General features: G+C 48.5%; 19 protein-coding genes. 3 read left to right on the top strand and 16 right to left on the bottom strand.

Translation table 11 applies throughout. The annotated features are described in order from the left end of the window. Positions 1 to 281: 281 nt before the first annotated feature. From AAC052_RS00345 to denD, 12 genes are all read right to left on the bottom strand, one after another. Entirely contained in the window at positions 282 to 878 is a 597-nt protein-coding gene (locus AAC052_RS00345) for a short chain dehydrogenase (protein ID WP_339810053.1), read from the bottom strand. Positions 879 to 899: 21 nt separating this feature from the next. Beyond that, complete coding sequence (locus AAC052_RS00340) at positions 900 to 1,808, bottom strand: NAD(P)/FAD-dependent oxidoreductase (RefSeq protein ID WP_339810051.1); 909 nt, start codon at positions 1,806 to 1,808, stop codon at positions 900 to 902. Positions 1,809 to 1,824: 16 nt separating this feature from the next. Next, positions 1,825 to 2,049, bottom strand: a complete 225-nt coding sequence (locus AAC052_RS00335; protein ID WP_317490529.1) for a hypothetical protein — start codon at positions 2,047 to 2,049, stop codon at positions 1,825 to 1,827. Between the two features lie 84 nt (positions 2,050 to 2,133). Further along, positions 2,134 to 2,991, bottom strand: a complete 858-nt coding sequence (locus tag AAC052_RS00330) for a helix-turn-helix transcriptional regulator (RefSeq protein WP_339810048.1) — start codon at positions 2,989 to 2,991, stop codon at positions 2,134 to 2,136. A 144-nt stretch (positions 2,992 to 3,135) separates the two neighbouring features. Continuing rightward, positions 3,136 to 3,609: an SRPBCC domain-containing protein gene (locus AAC052_RS00325; protein ID WP_339810047.1), complete on the bottom strand. Its 474-nt coding sequence runs from the start codon at positions 3,607 to 3,609 to the stop codon at positions 3,136 to 3,138. A gap of 118 nt (positions 3,610 to 3,727) precedes the next feature. Further along, positions 3,728 to 5,350 carry a M1 family metallopeptidase gene (locus tag AAC052_RS00320; protein ID WP_339810044.1) on the bottom strand — a complete coding sequence of 541 codons (1,623 nt, stop codon included), beginning with the start codon at positions 5,348 to 5,350 and terminating at the stop codon, positions 3,728 to 3,730. A gap of 183 nt (positions 5,351 to 5,533) precedes the next feature. Then, the gene (locus AAC052_RS00315; protein ID WP_339810042.1) at positions 5,534 to 7,120 is read right to left on the bottom strand and encodes an ATP-binding protein; all 1,587 of its coding nucleotides are present in this window, start codon (positions 7,118 to 7,120) and stop codon (positions 5,534 to 5,536) included. Between the two features lie 388 nt (positions 7,121 to 7,508). Then, a complete protein-coding gene (locus AAC052_RS00310; RefSeq protein WP_339810039.1) occupies positions 7,509 to 8,942 on the bottom strand; it encodes a DUF1501 domain-containing protein in 1,434 nt (477 codons plus the stop codon). 11 nt (positions 8,943 to 8,953) lie between these two features. Next, the gene (locus AAC052_RS00305) at positions 8,954 to 11,806 is read right to left on the bottom strand and encodes a DUF1549 domain-containing protein (protein WP_339810038.1); all 2,853 of its coding nucleotides are present in this window, start codon (positions 11,804 to 11,806) and stop codon (positions 8,954 to 8,956) included. A 479-nt stretch (positions 11,807 to 12,285) separates the two neighbouring features. Next, entirely contained in the window at positions 12,286 to 12,657 is a 372-nt protein-coding gene (locus tag AAC052_RS00300; RefSeq protein ID WP_339810037.1) for a hypothetical protein, read from the bottom strand. Positions 12,658 to 12,827: 170 nt separating this feature from the next. Then, on the bottom strand, positions 12,828 to 14,300 hold the full coding sequence (locus AAC052_RS00295; RefSeq protein WP_339810035.1) for a gluconate:H+ symporter: 1,473 nt from the start codon (positions 14,298 to 14,300) through the stop codon (positions 12,828 to 12,830). Next, positions 14,297 to 15,253, bottom strand: a complete 957-nt coding sequence (gene denD / locus AAC052_RS00290; protein ID WP_339810033.1) for a D-erythronate dehydrogenase — start codon at positions 15,251 to 15,253, stop codon at positions 14,297 to 14,299. Before denD ends, AAC052_RS00295 begins: the two co-directional genes overlap by 4 nt. Before the next feature lie 111 nt (positions 15,254 to 15,364). On the opposite strand from denD, the gene AAC052_RS00285 reads away from it, so the two are divergent. Next, positions 15,365 to 16,771 carry a four-carbon acid sugar kinase family protein gene (locus AAC052_RS00285; protein ID WP_339810031.1) on the top strand — a complete coding sequence of 469 codons (1,407 nt, stop codon included), beginning with the start codon at positions 15,365 to 15,367 and terminating at the stop codon, positions 16,769 to 16,771. 251 nt (positions 16,772 to 17,022) lie between these two features. On the opposite strand, the gene AAC052_RS00280 is transcribed toward AAC052_RS00285, so the two are convergent. From AAC052_RS00280 to AAC052_RS00265, 4 genes are all read right to left on the bottom strand, one after another. Beyond that, complete coding sequence (locus tag AAC052_RS00280) at positions 17,023 to 18,540, bottom strand: mandelate racemase/muconate lactonizing enzyme family protein (RefSeq protein ID WP_339810029.1); 1,518 nt, start codon at positions 18,538 to 18,540, stop codon at positions 17,023 to 17,025. 268 nt (positions 18,541 to 18,808) lie between these two features. Further along, positions 18,809 to 19,855, bottom strand: coding sequence for a 23S rRNA (adenine(1618)-N(6))-methyltransferase RlmF (gene rlmF, locus AAC052_RS00275; RefSeq protein ID WP_339810026.1), 1,047 nt, complete (start codon positions 19,853 to 19,855; stop codon positions 18,809 to 18,811). Between the two features lie 160 nt (positions 19,856 to 20,015). Then, entirely contained in the window at positions 20,016 to 21,131 is a 1,116-nt protein-coding gene (locus AAC052_RS00270; protein WP_317490542.1) for a permease, read from the bottom strand. A gap of 154 nt (positions 21,132 to 21,285) precedes the next feature. Next, positions 21,286 to 22,473 carry a histidinol-phosphate transaminase gene (locus AAC052_RS00265; protein ID WP_339810025.1) on the bottom strand — a complete coding sequence of 396 codons (1,188 nt, stop codon included), beginning with the start codon at positions 22,471 to 22,473 and terminating at the stop codon, positions 21,286 to 21,288. Positions 22,474 to 22,926: 453 nt separating this feature from the next. On the opposite strand from AAC052_RS00265, the gene AAC052_RS00260 reads away from it, so the two are divergent. Together AAC052_RS00260 and AAC052_RS00255 are read left to right on the top strand one after the other, a co-directional pair. Further along, positions 22,927 to 24,087: a Gfo/Idh/MocA family oxidoreductase gene (locus AAC052_RS00260; protein WP_339810024.1), complete on the top strand. Its 1,161-nt coding sequence runs from the start codon at positions 22,927 to 22,929 to the stop codon at positions 24,085 to 24,087. A gap of 93 nt (positions 24,088 to 24,180) precedes the next feature. Continuing rightward, entirely contained in the window at positions 24,181 to 24,441 is a 261-nt protein-coding gene (locus AAC052_RS00255; protein WP_339810022.1) for a hypothetical protein, read from the top strand. Positions 24,442 to 24,461 lie beyond the last annotated feature (20 nt).

The raw sequence follows: 24,461 nt of genomic DNA, 5'->3' as shown, positions 1-24,461 counted from the left end.
CCATAAAAAGTAGACCCCACCCCGGTGAGTAGGTATGGCTCCAGGCACATCAGCGGAGCAGAGGCTGCCAGCCTTTGGGTCTACAAACAGGTACTTGTGGCTGTGCAATGACATGAGCACAACCGTGCCGTCCGTCAGCTCCTGCTATTGGAAGGTCTTGAGCTGGTAGGGAGTAGGATGTCGCCGCCGAGGCACCCCAGGTTGGAGGCTGCAGCTATGTACTTAATAGCATAAAAAAAAGACCACCCGACAGGATGGTCTCTTTGTCACAGCTTTGTTGACTAGTGGGTTTTGATCACCTGGCCGGTACCAGCACCGAAAACACTTTTGCGAAAGCCGTATTCTAGCTGCCTCATCGTTGTTGGTATTTCTCCGGGAAAAAAAGGAAAGTACTGTGGTGAGTTTTCAATCACCGTTGGGCTTACGGCATTGATCCTGATGCCATTTTCCAGTTCAATGGCCGCTGCCCGAACAAATCCTTCCACCGCCCCATTGGCCGCCGATGCATTGGCGAAATTCCGTTGCGGCTCGTGCGTCAATGCCCCGGTGATCAATGTAAAAGAACCCCTGGGCTTGATGTAGTGCTGACCAATCAGTACCAGGTTGATCTGCCCCATCATTTTACCCTCCACTCCCTGGCGGAACTGCTTGTCGGTGAGGTTCTTCCACGGCCCAACAAACGTAGGCCCGGCGGTGCAAATCAGTGCGTCAAATTCGCCAGTTGTTTTGTACATGTTTTCGATTGACTCGGGCGAGGTAATGTCTACCTGCATATCCATTCCGTGGCGATCTGCCCGAACGATTTCGTTTTCTTTTTCGAAAGCTTTTGACAAAAAGCTTCCCATGGTGCCTGACGCACCTACAATGATCATCTTCATGATTTGTGTTTTTTTGTTTGATTAAAATTCTTCTTCTATCAGCTCCTTGTTCACCATTAGCCCCGTTGTTGTGCCCATTGAAACCGCATTGGCAACAGTGCGCATGCGGGTGACGTTGTCGCCACAGGCATATACACCTGGCACCGAGGTTTTTTGCGCAGCGTCTACCTTAATGTAGCCTTCTTCGCTGAGCTCGCAGCCCAGTTGTTGTGGAATGTCGCAATGCTGCTGAAAAGGGAGCCTGGCATATAATGCGGTCACAGGTTCTACTCTGCCGGTCTTGAACTGGATGCTATTGAGGTAGCCGTTTGTTTGGTCCAACTTGAGGATTTCATCTTCTACGATGTTGATCTTATGATTGCGCAGACTGGTAGTTTGCTCATGCGTGAGCGTGCTGTTGCCGTTGGTATACAGCGTCAGGTCGCTTGTCCAATTGGCAATGAGCATGCAGAATTCATAGCCACTATCGCCGTTGGCGAGTATGCCGGTTTTCTGGCCTCGCACTTCGTATCCGTGGCAATAGGGGCAGTGGAGCACACTTTTACCCCAGCTCTCCTTGAAACCGGGAATCTCAGGCATAACGTCTTTGATGCCAGTTGCAAAAATTAATTTCCTGGCCGTAAACGACTCGCCGGATGGCACAAAAACCTCAAATCCACTGTCCAGTTTTTTGGCGTTTACCACCCGGTCGTTCAGAAGGCTTACCGTGTCGTATGTCAACACCTGCTGTTTGGCTATTGAAGCAATTTCTGCCGGGGCTGTGCCGTCCTGCGTAAGGAAATTGTGCGAGTGTGGCGTTTGCTTGTTGCAGGGTTTTCCACTGTCGATGATCAGCACCTTTCTCAGCGCTCTGCCCAGGGCGAGGCCAGCAGCCAGACCGGCATAGCTTCCTCCAACGATGATTACATCGTGCTTTATTGCAGTCTCCATGTTATTGTCGTTTGCTTTATTTTGCGTTTGCCTTGCCTGAAAATTGAGCGATCAGCCGGTCGAGTAAAGGAACGCCTACGAACATCATCCACGGAACCAGAGAAATGGTCAGGATAAAGGTTCTTTGATAAAGTGGCAGCCCAGCCAGGCTTTCGCCAAAGACAGCCAGAAACACTGTGATGGAAGGATAGATGACCAGCCATATTTTCAGCGAGGCCATCAGGCGTGTTTTTTTGTTCATTTTGTTACTTGTTGAAACTTGATGTCACAAAAGTAAAGTGAACAAAAGGGGTGGGGATAGGACGAAAATGAAGTTGGATGGGACTTATCGGAAGTTCTTGCGAAAAGCATCCGGAGAGTGGCTTGTATGTTTTTTAAAAAACCGGATGAAATAGGAAACGTCCTCGTACCCCAGATCCCACGCAATGTCTTTCACCTGATTAGGGGTGGCGAGCAGGTAGCGTTTTGCTTCGAGTATAATCTGTTCGTCGATCAGTTGAGCGACAGTTTTACCTACCGACGCTTTGGTGATAGCATTCAACTGGTAGGCTGAGAGATTGAGCAGGTCGGCATATTGCGATACATTTTTTAATTCGCTGATCCGGGTCTCAAGCAGTTCAAGCAGTTTTTCAAAACGCTCCTGCGTATAGAGGTTACCATTGTTTGTCAGTTGACCTGGGTCAGGGCTCTGCCTGTTGTATGCTATGCAAAGGATTTCCAAATTGGCTTTGATGATATTTACGTAGCCGTCCTGCTTGCTGGTGTATTCTTCAAAAATATCAGACAGGATACCGTCCAGTTTGTCGAACCTGCTGGCTTCAAGTTGGCAGAAGTTCTTGCCACTTGCTTTTCGCAGCCGCTGCGCAGTAGCCTGATCTTTGGAGCCGCAGAACTCCTGGTCAAATTCCATGAGATATCCGGTGGAGCCCATCTTTAGCTGGAGGCGGTGCACCTGACCCGGCCTCAGAAAAAACACGGATCGGTCGGATACCTGATAGGGAGTGAAATCAATTTCATGAACGCCTTCACCCTGGGCGACCGCCAGAATAAAAAAGAAGTTGTGCCGGTGCAGGGCGTGCAGCATGTCTTTCCCCTCGAAGATATCCTGCAGCCTCCGGATACTACATCGCCCAAAAGCCTGCCCACTTGTGGTGCGAATGTCTCTGATGGGGATTTTCTCCATATAGCGTCGTCGATGAGTAGTCAGCCCTAATGCCTCGATAGAGCTTTTGCTTCAAGGTTGATTTCGGCATTGTTAATTTACAGCTTAGCCTCATTATTGCGACCATTCCGGCACATGTTTTTCGCTACTGCATTCGACCTGCTCCTAACCCTCGCAAATCTCCTTCAGCCTGTTCAATGCCTTTGGCCACATTTCGCTGAACATTTCGGCAAAAGCATCCGCCGTGTCCAAGTCTACCGTCACTGCAGTCACCCCATTGCGTTCTTTGAAGGTGTAGTTTTCCATAGCGCCAGCCCACATTTCAACCATGGTGCCGGAGGTGATTTCCTGGTCGCCATCCACCATGCCGTAATGACTGACAGATACGAACTCAGCGGGTTTGTTTTCCAGTATTTTGGACACCATGCCGCCCCTCTTACCGTCCTGATCAAGCCCTACGAAAAGTATTTTGCTGCCTTTGTCCCAGCTTCCCTCGTAAGAGCCTGGAGCCCCATCTGGATCGGGGTTGAAAGCGCTGGTCCAGTCTTGATAGCTTTTAATATCATCAAGGCCCAGCATCAGCCTGTAAACTTTTGTAGCAGGCGCCTTGACGTCCTGGAGAAATTGAAGATGTTTCATAGCAGTTTTATTGTGGTGTATTTTACCTATCAAAGATCGCTATTGCCAACAAATTTCTCGCTGTAGTAAAACGACAATTCAAGAGGGCGATTGCGCCATTTTCCTGAGCAAGCTAAGTCTATTCAATCTTGCTGGCATCCACGTAATAATCACTGTCTACCGTCAGCTTACGCATGGGCTGACCTAACGCTACGGTCTTCCAAGTGCTCTCAGGAATCAATCTTTGTGTTTTGCCGTCGATGCTCACCTCCACTGGTATCGCAAAACCTTCCACACAGTTAGTCCAACGATAGTTGAGCGTTTTGCCGTCGGCTTTGTACTCCAACACAGGGATTCTGGTATCTCTCAGGTATTGGTCAAAGAAAGGCTTCAGATCCATCCCTGACTTTTCAGCAAGGAAATCTTCAATTTGCCCGGTGGTAACAGTTTGGTGGTAGAATTCTTCATTCAACCCCCGCAGCATCATGCGCCATTTTTCATCGTCTCCCACCAGCTGGCGCAAAGTGTGCAGCATATTCGCTCCTTTCGAGTACATGTCGCCTGAGCCTGATTTATTCACCTGGTAGTAGCCAATGATAGGTCTGTCGTTGCGGATGTTCTTGCGTGTGCCAACCACGTATTCGGCACTGGCGTCTTTGCCGTAATAGTAGTCTACAAAAAGGTTCTCTGAGTAGGCAGTAAAGCCTTCGTGCACCCACATGTCAGCGATGTCTTTGTACGTGATGTTATTGGCAAACCACTCGTGTCCCGACTCGTGCACAATGATGAAATCGAAGTTGAAACCCCAGCCTGTGCCGCTTACGTCGGTGGTGTGGTAGCCGTTTTTGTAGAAGTTGCCATAGGTGACGCTGCTCTGGTGTTCCATGCCGTAGTAGGGTACTTCCACCAGCTTGTAGCTGTCTTCGTAAAAAGGGTAGGGCCCAAACCAGTGTTCAAAAGCCGCCAGCATTTTAGGCACTTCTTCGAAATGGGTTTTTGCTTTCTTCAGGTTGTCTCGCAACACGTAGTAGTCGCAGTCCAGCGGGCCTTTTTCTCCCTGATACACCTCTCCAAAATGCACGTAGTCACCCACGTTCACATTCACGCCGTAGTTGTTGATGGGATTGGACACAAACCACTCGAAGGTTTTTGTGCCATCATTGTTGTTCGTGGTTTTTCTCAGTCGGCCGTTGGAAACGTCCATGAGGTGCTCAGGCACGGTTACGCTGATGGTCATGCTGTCGGTTTCGTCGTACATGTGGTCTTTGCAGGGCCACCACAGGCTGGCACCATCTCCCTGGCAGGTAGTGACGATGAAGTCGTTGCCGTTGCTGTCCTTTGTCCAGGTAACACCTCCTTCCCAGGGCGGGAGCTTGCTCACTTGAGGCCTTCCACCATAACTGATTATCAGGTTGTTCACAGCCCCTGGCACCTGCTTTTTCTTGAGCGTAATGAACCACGCATTGCCCTCCTGTTTCACTTTAAGCGCTTTCCCATCTTCTGTTACGGCCGTGATTTTCATTGGGGGCTGCAAGTCAATCTGCATTATTTTGGCCGACTTAAGCACCTTGTAGGTGACGGTATTTTGCCCGGAGAAGGTTTTGTCTGATGGATCGACCTTGACCCCGAGGTTATAATGCACCAGATCCCACCATGCTCTTTCCGGGGTGATGGAGCCACGCAGGGTGTCCTGACGGGTGAACTTGGGTGCTTGGGCTAAACCTTCTGTCGATAATAAAAGGAAGATCAGGATAAATCTCATATTTAGTCTTTTGGGTTAGAAAGGTAGGTTTTTCAGCCTGTAGGACAAAGAGAAATCCTGGTGGCAGGTATTTAAAGGGTTTTCTGGTATGTCAATTTCAAAAAGTACCTTAAGATTTTTCGATGAAATGCGATATCAGTGTGTTCGGATTGTTTGAGAAAAAATGGCTATTTGTAGTATTGATTAGTGACTTGGGGCAATAGGAAACTTCAAAGTAAAGGTGGTGTGCTGATCGACGACGCTACGCACAGAAATAGAGCCCTCGAGTAACTCGGTTTCTGCTTTTACAAAATACAGGCCAAGCCCTTTTCCGGCTGTGTTTTCGTGAAATCTTTTGTATAAACCGAAAACCCTGTCCCCGAAATAAGACATATTAATTCCCATTCCATTGTCAGCTATTTCTAGTATCAACTTGTCTTCATCCAATTTACAGGAAATAGTTACCATTAGAGGCCGTTCGGGCGACCTGAATTTAATGGCGTTGTTGATGATTTTATCCAATATATCGTAAAGCAAGCTTCGGATGGTTGTGATATAAGGGGCTTGATTGAGGTCAAGTTTTATCACTATACCAAGCTCCCTAATTTCTTGTTCGTATTGTTCGAGAACCGAGGCAACGATTTTATCCCAAAAGATTTTTTCCACTGGATGGAGCAATTGATTTTTGATTGTGTCAATATGGTTCAGGTCGTCAACTACATTGTTCAGAGCGCCTAGTTCATCAATGCCTCTGTCCAATAAATCAGATAGCTCTTCATCTAATTTTTTCCTTGGCACCAGGTTAATCAGCCCATGTAGCGTGGCAATAGGCCCCCGAAGGTGGTGAGAGGCCATGTACATGAAATGATGTAAATCAGCATTCATTTTTATAAGATCCTGGTTGGCTTTTTCAAGCATGTCGTTTTGCTCAATCAACTTCTGTTGCAGGTCGATATTTTTACTTAATAGTAGATCATGTTGTGATTTTATCACCTTGTTTGCCTGAGTCAATTTTTCTTCGTTGCTCATCAACCTCGCCTCTCTTTGCAGAATGATATTGTACTGATGTTCTATCAGGTCTTTTTGGGATTGGATGCTCTTTTGTTGATTTTGGATCTCTCGAAGTTGGGTTTTTATTTCCGTATTTCTCCTGCCTAGTTCCTCGATGAGCTCCTCGTTTTCGGCCTCAGATTTTTCAAACGAATTTTTCAGAATGAGGGCGCAAGAGCCTATAATAACAATACCCATAAAGGCCCGGATGTTGGTGAGTTGATACGATGAATCTGCCAGGGAAGCATTGGAAAATCCGACACCAAAAAAAGTATGAGCAGCGTCAAAGCTTATCACAGTAAAAGATGAAAGCCCCAGCGTGAGGAACATAAGCCATCTCTCCGCTGGAGTAAAAAGCAGAAAAGGTAAAATGGATGATGCTACCATGGTTATTCTGAAGCCGACATAACTCGATACTTGCATGTCGAGCCCATTGGTTTTGTTAATGATTGAATAACTAATGATAACGGCGGGTGTGATCCAGGACAGTAAAATGCGACTTGCAGTTGTCCACCTTACTGCGTTGAGGAGGATAGGAGTAAGCACAAATAAGGGCTGAGTGACCAGCGGTACAGTTATTAGAGCAGTTCCCTGCGTTATAGAGACCAGCAGCGTAAAAAGAATAGGCATTGTGGCGATCATTAAACTAAGGCTATTGCTTAGAATGACTGAACGCTTTAGCGCCTTGCTCATGTGTGGCTCCACGCCAATGTTCTGAATCTTTAATATCCAATGGAGCATTTGACGAACGATTAGGATGGTGTTGATCTCCACAACGTAAAGACCTTTGTTAAATAGGCTAATTCTTCATGAGAATGCAAAGTATCCGGAAGTATTTGTGATTTCTTCCCTTGCCAGGAGTTGAGCTAATTATGACAAGCAGTGGCGGTTGATACTAAACTAAAATTCTTTCACTTTTACGTTGGGAGTGCCGGTTAAGAATCTGATAGTGAGTGTGTGTTTGAGAAATGCATTTGGTTGTTACCAAAAGTGGTTGAATCCCTCCTTCCAGTGGTTTGTTTATTTGCGAAACACATTCTCTAAGTTCTATCTTATTCAGAGCAATTTTCAGGAGACTCTCAGAGAACTCAGGTGCGGGAAGGTCGGCATGCGGCAAAATTAACCTACCCTAAGCAAGCAACTCCAAAACGGCTTTTCCCTGCCCGTCGGGCGTGGTGTAGAAGGGCCGACCTTCGATCGTGTAGTTAGTTTCAGGATGGATACCTAAAGCATGGTAGATCGTCTGGTGTATTTGGTCAATAACGACGGTGTTTTCAATGGAGGAGCAGGGTCTTTCATCGGCCGTTTTGCCGTAAACCAACCCTTTTTTGATGCCCCCTCCCCACATAAGTATAGAGCTGCCATCGGTGAAATGCCGGTGCATGCCATAGAATTTTTCGTCTTCAATAACGTCAGGTTGATTGACCTGGTCTTGTACTTTTTCGCCCGGGCGCCCTTCCAGCAAGGCATCTCTGCTGAATTCGCTGGCCAGCACAATGAGCGTCCTGTCCAAATGCCCCGATTCATCCAAATCTTTGACAAGCTGCGCAACAGGGCCATCGATCAGTTCCTTCATTTTCACCACTCGGGTATGTCCGTTCTCGTGCGTATCCCAGCCTAGAAATGGCTCGTATTCTGTGGAAACGCTCACAAACCGGGCACCGTTCATGGCCAGCCTTTTGGCGGTCAGGCAGCCAAGCCCAAATCGGCCGGTGTTGTAGATGTCGTACTTCTCCTTTGGTTCCTGTGTCAAATCAAACACCTGCGACTCCGGTGAATTTAATAGCCGGTACGACTGCTCCATCGACCGCATCAACGACTCCCGCTGGTAATCGCTTCCCCGCTCCATTACCTTACTTTTGTTGGCCAATTCTTTGTAAAGCTGATTTCTTGCCTCAAACCTTTTGATAGACATGCCCTGCGGCGGACGAACGCTCTCCAGCCCACTTGACGGATCGGGAATAAGAAACGGGCCATATTCACTGCCCAGGAATCCTGCCGTATGGAAAGCTTTTAGTTCTTCGCCTTCCCCAACAGTGAAACGCTGCCCCATGGCAATAAAAGGAGGGATGACCGGATTGACCGGCCCCAGCTCTTTGGCGATCCAGGCACCAATATGCGGCGCTTGCACGGATTGTGGCGGCTCATAGCAAGTATGCCAGTGGTACTGGTGCCGGGTATGCAGGATGTGCCCCAGGTCGGCCGATTTGTAGGACCGGATGATAGCGCCTTTGTCCATCACACTGCCGATGGACTCAAGACCTTCGGAAAAATACAGCCCGTCCACAGCGGTCGGAACCTTTGGAAACGAACTTAAAATTCGTTTGCTCTCTACGCCTTTTGTGTAGGGTGTGTAGGCCTTGGGGTCAAAGGTTTCTGTATGTGCCATGCCTCCGGCCATCCAAAGCAATATGACGGTGTCAGCCGTAGAACGAATTGCCGGAGTAGTGCTGCATGAGCTTAAAAAACTGGCAGTGGGGATGCTGACAGCCGCAGCGGCCAGGCTGGCAGCCCCCATTTTCTTCATAAATTCCCTGCGTGAGTTAGTTATCTCGTCATTCATTGGCTTTTCATCTAATAGATAAACTGGAATTCAGGTAAAAGTAACGTGGCCCAGAACAGGTCCTGCAAACCCTCCTTATCGGGGGTGTCGCCCAGGGCGCTCAGCATGACCGCCTTTTCCTGCGCTGACGGTTTCCGTCCAAGGGATTTTAAATAGAGGGTGTCAACGATTTTATCCCCATCGTTGCCTAATTCTTGCAGCCAGGTGCTGGCACCCTCTTCCAGTACCTGGTTAAAATAGGCACCATTGGTGAGTTCCAGCGATTGCAGCAAGGTAGCCTGATCATCCCTGGAGGTGGCTACAGTTTCCCGGCTTGGCCGACCAAGCGCTTTCAAGAACGGATGCTGCCTGACCAGACTGGCCCTAGCATAAGTGGGCACATTGTCTTCAAATGTAAAACTCAATAACTGGTCCCAATGCATGGAACCATAGTTGCGGGCATTCTCCCAATCCGAATCATCAAACGTAGCGCTCAGCCATTCTTTGCCTGGGTTCACATCGGCGCTTTTCCAACCCTCGCCACTCGCCGATTGTATAGTGGTTTCAAGGCTGTCCTTTTGTCGAATTTTCATCGCAAACAATATCCCCGCAGGATTGGCAATAGGGCCTTCATTCGTTCCCTCGATGGCGATAATGTTTTCTCCACTTTTCAGGAACTTCGTTACGTCCAGCTTACTTACTTTTCTCCAGTCGTTGCCTTCAGCCACCTTGTTCCCATTGAGGTAAAACGAATAAGAATGATCAACTGAAATCAGGGCCTGAGCGTTGATGATTTCCCGGTCAGTCAGGGTAAACTTGTGACGGAAATATCTCGTGCCGGGTTCCGGCAGTACGTCCCGGTCAAATTTCCTTTCACGGTGCCAAACCCTGTTCGAAGATAGCTGATCGCCGGAAGGGTTGTAAGCGGCGGCATAGTATACCGGGGCTATGACCTGGCTTATGGCGTCAGAAAATTGCTCGGCGCTCATTCGCCTGACAATTGGGCCGTTGAATACGTAGCGGGCCGACTTCACCTGCTCTAACTTTTCGTAGCTCACCGTTGGCAGCTGGTAGGCTTTAGATGTCATGATGGTGCGCATCAACTGCTTCAGGTCATAGCCTGAGTCAATAAAATCCGCCGCCAGCCAGTCGAGCAAAGCACCATCCCAGGGGGGGTTGTCCATCTCATCCAAAGGTTCGATGATGCCACGGCCCATCAGTCTTTGCCATATCCGGTTGGTAATGGTTCGGTAAAGCCTGCCATTCTCTGGCTTCACAATGACCTCTGAAAGTTTCAGTAAGCGCTCTTTTAAGCTGTCGGCCTCCACCGACCCTAATTCCGGATACAGGAAACTGACCTGGGCCATTTTTCCAGTGGGTATGTCACACCTGTTGAGTTCCATCACCGAATCGGCAAATATGGACGCAAAGCCATAAGCCTGATCCAGCGTGAGGTTGCTTACAAAGCTGTTGTGGCAAGACGCACACTTCACATTCACCCCCAGCAGTGACTGGCCAATATTCTGAGCAGCCTGCATTTCGGTGCGCTGACTGGCGTTTACCACACCCCGCCATTCTATGCCTTTGATAAAGCCTTCGGAAGCGGGGGTGGGGTTGATCAATTCCTTCACCATGCCATTGTAGGGCTTGTTTTCCAGGAGCGAGTTGTACAGCCAGTCAGTAACCTGCTTTCTGCCACCAGTAATAAACCCTGTACCCGAATAGTCGTTCCTAAGTAAATCGTTCCAAAAGCTCAGCCAGTGTTGGGTGTAATTGCGGTTGTCGGCTAGCAGGTGGTCGATCAGTTGCGTTCGTTTATTGGCATCCTGACTATCGTCGAACCGATTGACGGCATCGGGTTCTGGTAGCAGCCCTACAATATCCAAGTAGGCTCGTCTGATGAAGGTTTTATCGTCTACCAACTGTGGCCATGCGATGCCGTTCTTTTCAAAGTAGACCTCCAGCAGCTTATCCACGGGATGTTCTTGTTCTGTGGAAACAGGAAGCACCGGCCTTGACAAGGCAAGGGCCGCTTCCGGGAATACTTTCAGCGCCCGGTCCGACCAATGGGCACCCTTCTCGATCCATAGTTTGATCAGGGCGATTTCATTTTTCTGGAGCACCTTTCCCTTTTTGGGCATTACATCATCGTCGTTGGACGACAGCGTAATTCTTCTGTAGATCTCGCTTTCTTCAGGGTGGCCCGGCACAATTACTTTCCCGGATTTCCCACCCTGGAAAACGCCTCTTTTATTCTCTAATACCAGCTCCCCTTTTTGCTTGTTTTCACTGTGGCATTGGTAGCAGTTGTGCGCAAAAATGGCCCGGACTTCCAGATTCAGATCATCCAGCTCGGTTTCTGACAAGGAGTCCAGTTGCTTCAGTTGAGCCAATAATATCACACCTCTGGTATCGTCGTAATCGTCAGCATTTCCCGGCAGTACGCTTGAGAGGAAATCTTCGCCATGGGTGAGGCTGGCGCCCAGGTGACCTGTAATGGTAAGCGAGATAACCGATAGCACCAGCAGCGACCGGTAGGCGAAGAAATTGGATAACTTCCCTGCATTTGATTTTTGGAGCAAGAAAGCGGCAAGGATAGAAAGTACAGCTGTGGCGATGCCCAGATTTTGATGTTGCTGTACCAGCTCTCCGGAGTAATCATCGAAAGTGCGAAGGAACCACCCGAGGCCAGCGGCCAATACTGCTGAAACGGCTCCCAGGTACACCATCCAGTTGATCCCATCCCTCAGGCCAGGCCGTCGGCCGTTCAGGGTAAGGGCCTCCAGAAAAAGAGCAACAACTAATAATCCAATAGGAAAGTGGACTACTAAGGGGTGCAGGCGACCCAACAGCTGAAATATCCAAGACCACGCATTCTCCTCCATGTTTGAAAATAGGAGGAATTTTTCACAAAAACATCCTTTAGGTTACGATTGGCAGAGATACTGAACGAGCGGATTAGGCGGGATCAAAAAGTATTATAACCTAATCAGGCTGGTGGCGGAGTCGGCTACTTGATTAGCGGTAGATTTTTTTTCTGTCTGGCTGAATTTGTTTTGGACTTTTGAAATGACGGTTTCTTCCCAGTCGCCTTATAATGAGCGATTATCTCACTTATTCTTTTTCTCTCCTCAGTTGTCAACGGTGTTGGATCAACTATAAAGTCAACTCCTTCTGGTTCTTTAATATGTCCCATATTATTTATCTGTCAATGTGGATAATATTTTCTAATTAATCTAAGTGCTTCCTGAGGGAAGATTACCATTTTTTGCCCACCGATATGAGTCTCTCCTAAAATTTTCTCATTGTGGGCGACCAATTTTGTTTTGGAAGTAAAAGAAATGAAACCCTGATAGCCCTTGTCTCAGGAGGTTTTACAAGTGAATGCACATAGGTTGCCGGGAACGCCTTCGTATAGTTTACCTTTTCCTAAGTTGAAGGGAGCACTTTCGATGAGATGGAGATAATAATGGTCGCCGTAGTCGCTGATGCTTATGAGTCCCTGAATGATGCCAGGATTATTGCGAATCGTCAATTTGAAAACTTGTCTATCAGCAAGCTTGAATTCACTTGCCCACTTGAAAAGCCACCCATTTTTCCTGGTGGTATTTTTCAAGTCAGCCTTGGTTATGGGATGAACATCAGTCGGGAAACTATCTCCAGAAATAGTGTTAACAATGCTGTTTGTTAGCTTGTCAATCTCAATGTCCAGATGATATTTCGTCTGTTTTTCCACGTGTTAAAGATACAAAAATCTACTTGCAATGCCTGTCTTTAAGTGGATCGGTTGCATCGCCGCTGAGGCATGCTAAGCAACGTTTTGTCCATTGCCAGCGATTGTGTGGAACGACTGTACTCCGTATCTTCCCACACCTTCAATGAAGCTGTTTTAGCCAGGTGATTCCGCTATTGTTTGAAGTCTCCCTTTCTCCTTATCACCACCCACATCACGCCCAATCCCGCCAGCGGAATCAGCGGATCGAGCAGGGAGCCATTGGCGCCAAAGATTAAATTAGTCAGCGCAATTAATACCCCGCCAATGGCCCATGCGATAGTGGTGGGTACCGACCAGGTCATGAGCTGCAGCTTCACATCGGCAATGCCCATCATGCGGTTCACCACCCAAAAGAAGCTGTCGTTGAAATAGCTGAAGAACAAAGAACCCAACACGGCTGCCTGTGCAGCGAACAGCATATTGACATCGGGTAAATTCACCAGTATCGGCGCTGTGATAGATGCCGCAGTGATCATGGCAACAGTGCCCGATCCTTGGATCAGCCTCACAATAGTGGCGACGAAGAAAGGGATCATGATGGGGGAAAATGGGAGATTGGCCATCAGTGCGGCCAGCTGTGCACCGGAACCACTTTCCCGCACCACAAAACCAAGTGCTCCGCCTGCGCCAGTCACCATTAGTATGATGCCCGCTGACTTCAGGCCTTCCTCCAGTCGCTCTGATGTCTCGTGCCGGTTGAGGTGAGGCACCAGGGTGTAAACGGCAATCAAAGTGCTGATGCACAAAGCAATGACAGGTGAGCCAGAAAAAGCCACTACCTGTAAGGCCCCTGATAAAGTCATGCTGTCGCTGGCTGCAAGCAAAGGGAACAGGTTGGTTACTGCCTTCAAGAAGATCAGTCCGATAGGGACAAGAATGGGAAGCAGCGACTTAGTCAGGCTGGGGAGGGGCTTGGCCTCTTTTTCTTTCAAGTAGTCAGCGTGGACGACTTTCAGGTCTTCCTGCACCACTGTGGTTACAAAGTCGGGATATGTTCTCCCAAGCCACTGCGCATACCACACGATCGCCAGGGTGCAAGGCAGGGCCAGCGAAATGCCGAGCAGCATCATGGCACCGATGTCGACACCAAAGAGTCCTGCTACACCCAAAGGCCCTGGCGTGGGAGGCACCATGGTATGGGTCACGATAAGGCCGCCCGCCAAAGCTACGCCCAGCGTCAGTAGCGAGCGGTTGCCTTTTTGTGCCAACGCCTTGGCGATAGGGTAGAGAATGACAAAAGCGGAATCGACGAAGATGGGAATGCTCACCAGGTAGCCGGTGAGAGCCAATGCCCATTCTTCCCTGCGGTGGCCCAGCCATTTGATAAAGGAATAAGCGATTTGTTCGGCAGCACCTGATACTTCCAGGATACGCCCCATCATCACCCCCAGCCCGATCACGATGCCAATAGTGCCCAGTGTAGCTCCAAAACCTTTGGTAATAGCGTCGAGGGTTTCATTCACCGACAAGCCTCCGGTGATGCCCGCCACACAAGCCGCTGTAATCATGGCAATGAGCGGGTGCACTTTGGTGCGAAGCACCAGCAAAATCAAGACGAAGACGGCTACCGCCAGACCAATGATGGGAATGGAGAGTTCGCTCATCCCGCTGACGGTTTGCTGGAGGCAATGAACTGCGTGATGAAGGCATCGAACTGCCCGTCGACCGTGAAGCCAAGTGCCAGTCCTCTGGTATTGTCGATGGCGGCAGGCCAGCTACTCACAATGGCGTTGACAGCAGCATCTGGTTTGGATTGCACCCTGGACAGAGCGGCCTGGCCGGAGATACGCTCCAGCGAGTCGAGCATTTGTTGCACCGTAACACTAACCCCCGGCAAGTTGACAGTACGCCAGCCACCGAAAGCTTCCGCTTTCAGCGTGGCGGCATGGATAAGGTTTTGGATCACAGTATCGGGGCTTGAGAGCCAAAGTGCCAGTTCGGTCGATACGGGGCAGATGGCGTCTTCTCCATTAATCGGCTCACGAATAATGCTACTGACAAAAGAAGAGGCCGCCAGGTTGGGTTTCCCTGGTCGCACACAAATGGTAGGCAATCGCAGCACCCTCCCGTCGACCAACCCTTTTCGGGAGTAATCATTCACCAGCAGTTCACCAATCGCTTTCTGGGCACCATACGACGAACGGGGAGTGAGTGCCGTGTTGTCCAGCACGGTGGCGGGCAAATCACCACCAAACACAGCGATGGAGCTCGAGAAAATAAACTTAATGCCTGGTTTTTGATGACGACAAGCCTCCAGTAGTTGGCGGGTAATGTCCATATTGACTTTCCAGCCCAGGTCGAAGTCTTTCTCCGCATGGCTGCTCACCACTGCCGCCAGGTGAAAAACAACACCTGTTTCGGCGGAGATAAGAGATTTGGCTGCCCCCTCTTCAGAAAGATCAGCTTGCAGGCACCGAATCCGGCTGTCATTTTTAGGATAAGAAGGCGTCACAATGTCTACCAGCAATAACTCATCAAAAGCAAGGTTACTGCTGAGCAGGGCTTTTGCCAGGCGCTGGCCGAGGAAACCTGCTCCTCCGGTAATGATTATTTGCATAGATTCAGGGCTTGTTTAACGGGTCGATTTATCCGACTTAAAAAGATAAATAATAAATTTATTACCCCACCACCTATGAAGCTTATTTGAGTGGTTGATCAAAGACTTGCGATGTACGAGAACGTAAACGAAAAATTCAATCAGTTGCCTCCTGATTATCCCGAAGACCTCCTGCCAGCCATACAAAAGGAGTTCCTGGAAAGTGAAAAGACCATTGTGGTACTTGATGATGACCCGACTGGCACACAGACATGCTACGATGTGATGGTGCTTACCAGTTGGGAGGTAGCCCTGATTACTGCCGAACTCCGACAGCAACCCTCCATTCTCTACATCCTCACCAATTCAAGGAGCCTGCCGGAGGCAGAGGCTATTCACCTGGCACTTGAAATAGGGCGGAACCTTAAAGAGGCGGCAAAAGAAAGTCAGAGAGAAGTGGTGGTGGTGAGCCGAAGCGACTCCACTTTAAGAGGCCACTTTCCTGCGGAGGTAGACGCCGTAGCCAAGGCCCTTGGTTTTCAGGGAGCAGTCACTGTGCTGGTGCCAGCTTTCATTGAGGGAGCCAGGTATACGATTGATGATGTGCATTACCTCGTTGAAAATGAGGAGCTGGTGCCTGTGTCTGACACACCTTTTGCTAAAGATGTGTCGTTTGGCTACCAGCACGCCAACCTGAAGGAGTGGGTGGAAGAAAAAACCAGGGGACTGATCAAAGCATCGGAAGTTAACTCGGTGTCCATCGAAGACTTGCGGGCAGGCGGCCCTAAAGTAGTAGCAGAGAAACTGGAAGCCTGCGCTAATGGATCAGTGTGCATCATGAACGCTGCCAGCTACCGTGACCTGGAGGTAGGAGTGCTGGGATTGATCATGGCCGAAAGGTCAGGTAAGAAATTTCTGTACCGCACCTCTGCCACCTTTGTGCCCACCAGGGCGGGCATGGTATCAGGTAAACTTTATGTCCCGCAAAAAGAGGATACAGCGTCGTCTCACGGTTCGCTTGTGATGGTAGGCTCTCATGTGCCGAAAACCACCGCCCAGCTAGCTTATCTGCTCAAGCAGGGCAGGCACCAAAAACTGGAGATAGATGTAAGTCAGCTGCTTCAGTCGCAAGACTTAAGTGGCGAGGCAAGCGCCATTGGTGCACAGGTGGATGCCTGGCTGGCTGCTGGGGAGGATGTGGTGGTTCATACCAGCCGCCGACTGGAAACTGGGGCAGACGCAGAGAGCAGCCTGAAAATCAATGCCCTGGTGTCCAGCTTCCTTGTCGCCATTGTGCGGGGAACTTCTGTCCGTCCAAAGTTTATTGTTGCCAAAGGCGGTATCACGTCAAGCGACCTGGCCTCGAAAGGGCTTTCAGTTCAAAAGGCAACAGTTCTGGGGCCAGTTATTCCCGGAGTGCCGGTATGGAAGCTACACGAAGAAAGCAAGTTTCCCGGCCTGATTTACGTTGTGTTTCCCGGCAATGTAGGCGATGACAAGGCGCTGACACTGGTATGTGAAAAGTTTGGTGCTGGGTAGCATTATGCGGGCGGAGTGCCTACGGCTGGTTGTAAGAAATAAGGGTTGCTGACTAGTTTTAACTAGCGCAACAACCCTGCGTAGTTGTTAGTTGCCCACAACCCTCCAAGGGTTTATCTTCTTCAGCGCAGCAGGGCGTCATGTCTCCAGGGAGAGGTTAGCTAAAGGAGAACTCTTGGAGGGTTTCTTTATAAGGCTTTCCCAAATACGCTTGCCTTGGAGAACTGGTCGCCTAAGCCATGATCGAACTATCAGCTCCAAAGCCTGTCGTGCGATCTCTTGGCGTCCCATTCCGGCGTAGGTCTGAAATAGCTATTATCTTCCGCATGAAGATGCTTTTTAAGCTCATCTTCATTTAGCTCTACTCCCAGGCCTGGTGCATCGGTGGGTACATGTGCAAAGCCTTTGGTGTATAGCGGTTTTTTGCCGACCATTTTCACCAACTGAGGCCACCAGGGATTGTCCACACACTGAACGGGTAGCTCAAGGGCCATAAAATTTTGCGTAGCTGCGGCACAATGCACATTGGCCATAAACGAAATGGGGGTGCCTGCGAAGTGCATCTTCATGGCCACGTCGGTTTCTTCTGCGTAGTCTCCAATCTTTTTCGTCTCCAGTATGCCACCTGAGGTACCCATATCAGGGTGCACAATGTCGACCGCATGCACATCGCAAAGCTTTCTGAATTCCTCTTTTCCAAAAATATCCTCACCTGTAATGGTTGGCGAGTTGATCGAATCGGTGATGTGCTTTAGCTGCTCGGTGTTGTCCCATGGCACAAAGTCTTCCAAAGAAGCCAGCCTGTAAGGTTCCAATGCATTGGCCACCCTGATGCAGTTGTTTACATCAAAGTGTCCGAAGTGGTCGGCAGAAAGGGGAATATCATAGCCCACCACGTCCCGGATCATGCCTACATAGTTGGAGAGCAAATCCAACCCCTTGTCGGTAATTTGCACGCCGGTAAAGGCATGTCTGGTGTTTTGATAAGAAAGGTAATTGTCCAGGTTGTCGTCGTTGAAGCCGGGGATGTAATTGCTGTTAACCACGGTGCCTGGTACGTCGCTGTACACATGGATGCCCGGATGCATCTTGAGCCATGTGAAGCCCTGATCCACCATGCGCACTTTGCAGTCGGCTTTGAACTTCTCTATGTCCATATTTTTGCTGTTGTGAGCAGGCACATAGGCATAGAGCCTCACATTCTCCCGGTATTTTCCGCCCAGAAGTTGCCATACGGGCACATCATATGCTTTGCCCACCAGGTCCCACAGCGCCATTTCCACGCCGCTTACACCGCCAGCTTTGCGGCCATGACCACCAAATTGTTTGATCACTTTAAAGATCATTTCTACGTTGCAGGGGTTAAGGCCCAGGATCCGGCTTTTAAGAAACAGGCCATAGCGGGGGTCGGCGCCATCTCTTAGCTCACCCAAACCGTAGATGCCCTGGTTAGTATCGATGCGGATCACCACATTGCGGGCGTTGGTATAGGAGGTGCCATTGTCCAGGGTCACGTAGCGCATGTCCGTTATTTTAAGATCGGATGGATTTGATGCCTTTCTGACCTTTGAAGTGGTTTGTGCTACCGAGTCTTCGAATGTCATGCCCATGAGGCCTGTCAGTGCAATGCCACCCATGGCCGTTTTCTTAAGAAAGTCTCTGCGGTTATCCGATGTGGTGGGATTATCGATCTCTTCCTGAATGGCAGCAGCCTCATGTTGTTCCTGCTGCTTGTTTTCGCTGATCAGCTTTTGTAAGATACTCTTCATAGTGTAGTCTATTTATAAGGTATGTTGAATGCATTTCAATACTCCGGGAGCAAATTGAATCACCGGAAACGAGCTCGCCGACGAGCTTCAACTATCAAGAACCATATCCTTTCCTCAGTAGAGTAGAGCAGAAAGAACTAACCACAATCGAGTATACCTACCAAAATAAGCCTAAATAGATGAACCCCCAAATCGGGATGCAGAGAACGGTGGGTGAAAAGATGATATTCTGCAAACGGCCTTGAAGAATGTGAGATGTGTCCTGGTGTCATCGGGAACCTTTGTCATTTTTGCCCAATGTTTTATCATGACTTTCCCACCTTGTTCTCATCCATTCTTCTCGCTGCTCCTTCGTAAGAAATGTCCATGAAACAATGCGGCTGGTTTTATTTCCCTGCCCCATGGGAATTGTTTTTACTTCAGAAGCTTGCGCTTTCTTTAGGGCTTCGTAGACGCCGTCAAGATTCGATGACTTCGACACGAGGGTTGAAAACCAATAGCAACGAGAGGCGAACTGTTTACTTTGGAAGGCCATATTCCGTATAAACCCTTCTTCCCCTCCAGCATACCACAGTTCATTGCTTTGGCCGCCAAAGTTCAAAATGGGTTTGGTAATTTTCTTTTGTTTTAGATTTCTCAGCTTTCGTATTGTTCCGGATTGAGCTTCAGCAAAAGAACCATGAAAGGGTGGGTTGCAAATTGTTAGATCGAAGTGTTCATCCTTTTGAATAATGCCGATGAATATGTTTTTGGAATTTGACTGTAACCTCAGTTCAACCTTCCCTTTTAATTGGGGATTCGCTTGAATTATTTTGTTGGCAGATGTGATAGCCACAGGTTCGATATCGGCGCCTACAAAAGACCAGCCATACTCCGCATGCCCTATGATGGGGTAAACGCAATTGGCGCCTACCCCAATATCCAGACATTTTATTTCGCTGCCAGTTGGAGGCTTTCCCCGTTGTGACAAGGCATGTGAGGAGGCCAATAGGTCTGCCATATAATGGATATAGTCAGCTCTTCCGGGAATGGGTGGACACAAATAACCTTTTGGGATGTCCCAGTCTCTAATATTATAATAGTGTTTTAAAAGCGCTTTGTTCAGCGCTTTGACCGCTTCTGGGTTGAAGAAGTCAATTGATTCGTCGCCGTAGTTATTCAACCTTACAAATGGTGCCAGGTGTGGAGTGCTCTGACTAAGCTGCTTGAAGTCGTAGCGCTGCCGATGCTTGTTGCGTGGGTGTAATTTGGGTTTTTCTACCCTTTGGCCAACCCGATCCGCTGCATTGGGAAGTTTCTTTTTCTTATCTGGCATGGAGGTGTTCTCTCTGGGGATGGTGTCACTTTAGACGTAATCCCGTCCACACCCAAAGTTACAAATTGTTGGCAGTAAGTAGGCTGGATGACGAGCCGCCGGGTAGCAGGCAACGGCCCCATGCCTCTAACGCCTTTTTATCCAATGTACAAAGGAAATGTTAGCTTCGTTCTTCTGCCAGTCGGCTTGCATAGGTTTTGAACCAGCGAGCAGAAAACAAAAGCGGCAGAGCGGCTAAGGCAATAAAAATACCGGATGAAAGAAAAACATTGGCTGGCTGCACAAAGAAGTCTTCAAACACATAAACGCTAAGAATAAGTGCGACAGAAAAAGGCAAAGAGCACGCCAATGCATTCATGGCAAAATCGAGATCAAACGTGCGGGGGCGAATCGGGTTTTCCTGTGCACTTTCCAATGTATTAACTGCCGACATATGGGCAAATGGCCAGAAGCTACATGCACTCTGGGGAAACACCACGATCAGAATCATGGTAGGCACGTCGGTTACTGGTAGCAACACCAGCAGCAAGCCGCTGATGACAAAAGCGATGGCAGACCGGAAGAATAAAAATGAGAAAATAGCTTTTACTTGCTGCCAGGTAAACTTGATAGAGATGCCGATGAAAAGGAGTATGAGCGGCGTCATCATTAAGCTCATTTTGTCAACTGAATCCCGCAGAAAACCAGGCAAGGAATCGAAGTTTAGCCCAAAAGCAAGCATTACAATGGCCACAGCAATCACCATGTTGACAGGCTCTTCTAACATTGACTTGAAGAGGCTTTTGAGTTTTTCGGAGGTGTTTCGGTTGCCAATCTCATTGCGGTCGAAATACCATTTCATGGCAATGCTGTATAATATTATCAGCACAAACACTTTGTTGCCCACGTCGGCCAGCGCAGCCAGTGCCAGTGGCTCCTCGCCGTGGTACTCCATAATGAATGGAAACAGCGAAAGGCCCGGTGCCAGTGAGGGTAGTAGCATGATCAGCGTGCGATACTGCTCTTCTTTTAAGTTAAACAGCGAAGGCAAAGGTAGCTTGCTTACCAACAAATACATAAGCAGGTTGAAGCCAAGTGCCAGCACAGGCACAATGATCATCCCCCACGAAAACTCAATTTTCAGTAAAGCAATGAAAATGGTGGCAGGAAGCGCCAGGCTGAGTATGAGCGTCTTGATGCCATCCTTTCGCTCCTTGCCCTGGATTTTTTTCTGAAGAAAATACCCGATGGCAATAAGGAGAAGGAATGAAATGGTTTTAGTAATGGCTGAATTCATGAACTAAAACAGAAATACTTTGTGCTTATAAAAAACGAACGGTGGTCGATTGAAAAGAGGGGTATTGTCGATGTGTGGGCGCTGCCCCGGGCCATCGCTGTGGGCACCTGATTGAGTGCCGGAAACTCAGCCCGGGCAGCTAACACATAGTCAGTTAACTGACAATCTCGTAAAGACTTTTAGTGAACAGTTTCACTTCGTCCATGGTGCCCATGCTTACCCTGGCATAAGGCTTCCCGTCGATCTCAAATCCTCTGATGCCCACGCCTCTGTCCATAAACTGAGTGAGAAATTCCTTAGTGGGTACCTGAATAGGGAATAAGATAAAGCTGGTGAACGACGGAATTGGATTCATGCCGGCCTTTTTTAGCTCAGCGAACACATATTCTCTGTTCTCCTTATTGTGCTTTCTGGTGAATTCCTGGAACTCAACGTCCTTTAGGCTAGCCATACCACCTTCAAGTGAGGTCACGCTGATCCCCATTTCAGTGCGAACCATGCTCTTGATTGCTTTTACTCTCGCCTCATTGGCGGCCATATAGCCAAGTCGCAAGCCTGCCATGCCATGTATTTTGGAGAAGGTACGGCAAATGATGACGTCATAGCCTTCCTGCACAAGGCTCACTGCGGTGTTTGCTTCAGGGTTATCAAGTAGCTCCATATAAGCCTCATCGATAAACACTGGCACCTTTGAAGAGACTTTTTTACAGAATGCCTTGATCTCACTTACCGGCGTCATGGTGCCAGTTGGGTTGTTCGGATTACAGATGTATACAAGCTTGGTTTCATCGTTAATCGCTGCTGCCATGGCATCCAGGTCGTGCGAATAGTCTGCCTTTAATGGAATGTTTTTCCACGTGCCACCAATCGATTCAGCGGTTCTTATCATCGACATGTAGCTGGGATCAGCCGAAACAATGTTGCCGCCCTTCATAAACAAAGAGAAAGCAATTTTTTCCAGAATGTCGGTTGAACCAGGCGACAAAAGGATGGATTCTTTAGATACACCTTCTTTTTCAGCAAGGAAGTCGACCATTTTGGCTGAGCTATTATAAACATAGCGGTTGCCCATGGAAGCACTTGCTGCAATAGCGGCAACAGCTTTCTTTGAAGGCCCCCATGGGTTCTCATTGGCGAGCAGCCTGGCTTTCATATCGGCTCTGTCAGCCATCATTACATGGTAATTTTCCATGAGGCTGTACTTGCCTTGATAAGGTTTCATGCCAAGCGCTGGCTTGCTGTTGGCAAATGCGGGAAATGCAGCGCTGGTTACAACACCGCCGGCAGCCAAAGCACTATACTTCAGCCACGATCTACGATTAAGATTGGTTGTCTTTTCCATCCTCTTATTACAGGTTTGAATATTGGTTTAATTATCAAAAGAAGCCTGAGCATGCCTCTGGTAATCCTGAAATGTTCCTCTGATTGGGAACTGAAAATAAAAGGGGTGTCGAATAATGTAGATGCTCAGATAAGCTTAGGAAAGATAAACAAAAGCGCAGGTAATAGTCAAAAATATTGTTGCCTCTTATGAAGTATTCCTTAATTTTTAGAAAGTTGATAATTTATGAGGGTAATAATTGCAAAACAGATAGCGCTTAAGACTGCTCAAAGACCTGTTGGCGCTTTTCGCTCTCTGGGCCATTCAAATTAAATTCGTTCAGGGAGTTGAATAAAACTTCATTTTTAGCCGAAAAATGAATTTATTGAGGGGAAATTGGCGGGCCACCCACCGGGAGAAGCCGGACACTGGTGGCGGCCATTCGATTGTTTCACCCTAAAACTATCATAGATAATGAGCAGAAAAATAAGAATGGGCATGGTAGGTGGTGGTCGTGGTGCGTTTATTGGCGCTATTCACCGTCACGCAGCTGGCCTCGATGGACAGGTTGAATTAGTATGCGGAGCTTTCCATATTGATCCTGAAATATCTGTCGCTTCAGGTAAAGACTTTTACCTGCCTGAAGACCGTTGCTACAGAACTTACCATGAGATGTTCGAGAAGGAAGCTAAACTTCCGGCTGACAAGCGCATGGATTTTGTTACAATCGTTACGCCCAACTTTGTGCACTTTGAGCCTGCCAAGTTGGCCCTGGAAAACGGGTATCATGTGGTGTGTGAGAAGCCGCTGTCATTCAGCCTGGACGAAGCACTGCAATTAGAGGCTTTGGTGAAAAAGACAGGTCTCACATTTGCCGTTACACATACCTACACCGGTTATCCCATGGTGAAGCAAGCCCGTGAAATGATTAAGGAGGGGGTTTTCGGAAAGATCCGAAAAGTAGTGGTAGAATACCCACAGGGCTGGCTATCAACTCCGCTGGAGCAGTCAGGTAACCAGCAAGCCAGCTGGAGAACAGACCCTAAGCGCTCGGGTAAGGCTGGAGCTGTGGGCGACATAGGTACCCATGCTGAGAACCTCGCAGAAACCATCACCGGACTTAAAATCACAGAGCTTTGCGCCGATGTAAGCCGTATGGTGTCGGGCCGTTTGCTTGACGACGACGCCAATATATTGCTGCGTTTTGACAATGGGGCCAAAGGTGTTCTTCACTGTAGCCAAATCGCTGCTGGAGAAGAAAATGCACTCAATATTCGTGTGTATGGTGAAAAGGGAGGCTTGGAGTGGCACCAGATGGAGCCTAATACCATGCTGGTGAAATGGCTCGACAAACCCACTCAAGTGTATCGGGTAGGTGGTGATCGTGCATATATGGGTGCTGTTGCCCAGGCGAACACACGTACACCGGCAGGCCACCCCGAAGGGTACCTGGAAGCGTTTGGCAATATCTATAAGAACTTTGCCAAAACTGTGCAGGCAAGAATCGATGGCAAAAAGCCAGATCCTATAAATCTTGATTTCCCGACCGTTGAAGATGGTGTGCGTGGCATGAAGTTTATCGATGCCGTGATTGAATCAGGCGACGCTGGCGCTAAGTGGGTGAAGCTGAACTAGGGGCTGGCGCTATATGTTAATAAGAGTAACTACGGTGTATTCACCATGAATCATTATATTGGTCATACTGTTACGAATTGAAACCAATAACGAATGGACAAGAACACTGAAAACGCTATTGTTAATGCGCTTGGAGATATTCATGTTACTTTAGACTACATGAAAAATGACCTTTCTGACATGAAAAATGACGTTTCTGATGTGAAGAAGAGTTTTAATGTTTTCTCAGGAAAGGTGCTTGACAAACTTGATACTCTCGATGGTAAGGTAACTGAGGCGATAGATTTGAAGAAGGAGATCGAGAAACATTCATTGGACATTGAGGCCATTAAGAAGCATTTGAATATTCAGTGAAATTTCAGACGTAGCGCTAT

It is taken from the genome of uncultured Imperialibacter sp. (genome assembly GCF_963974565.1).
Classification (GTDB): domain Bacteria; phylum Bacteroidota; class Bacteroidia; order Cytophagales; family Cyclobacteriaceae; genus Imperialibacter; species Imperialibacter roseus.
Note: the sequence above shows the minus strand (reverse complement) of the source record. Positions and strands in the feature narration are given on the sequence as shown.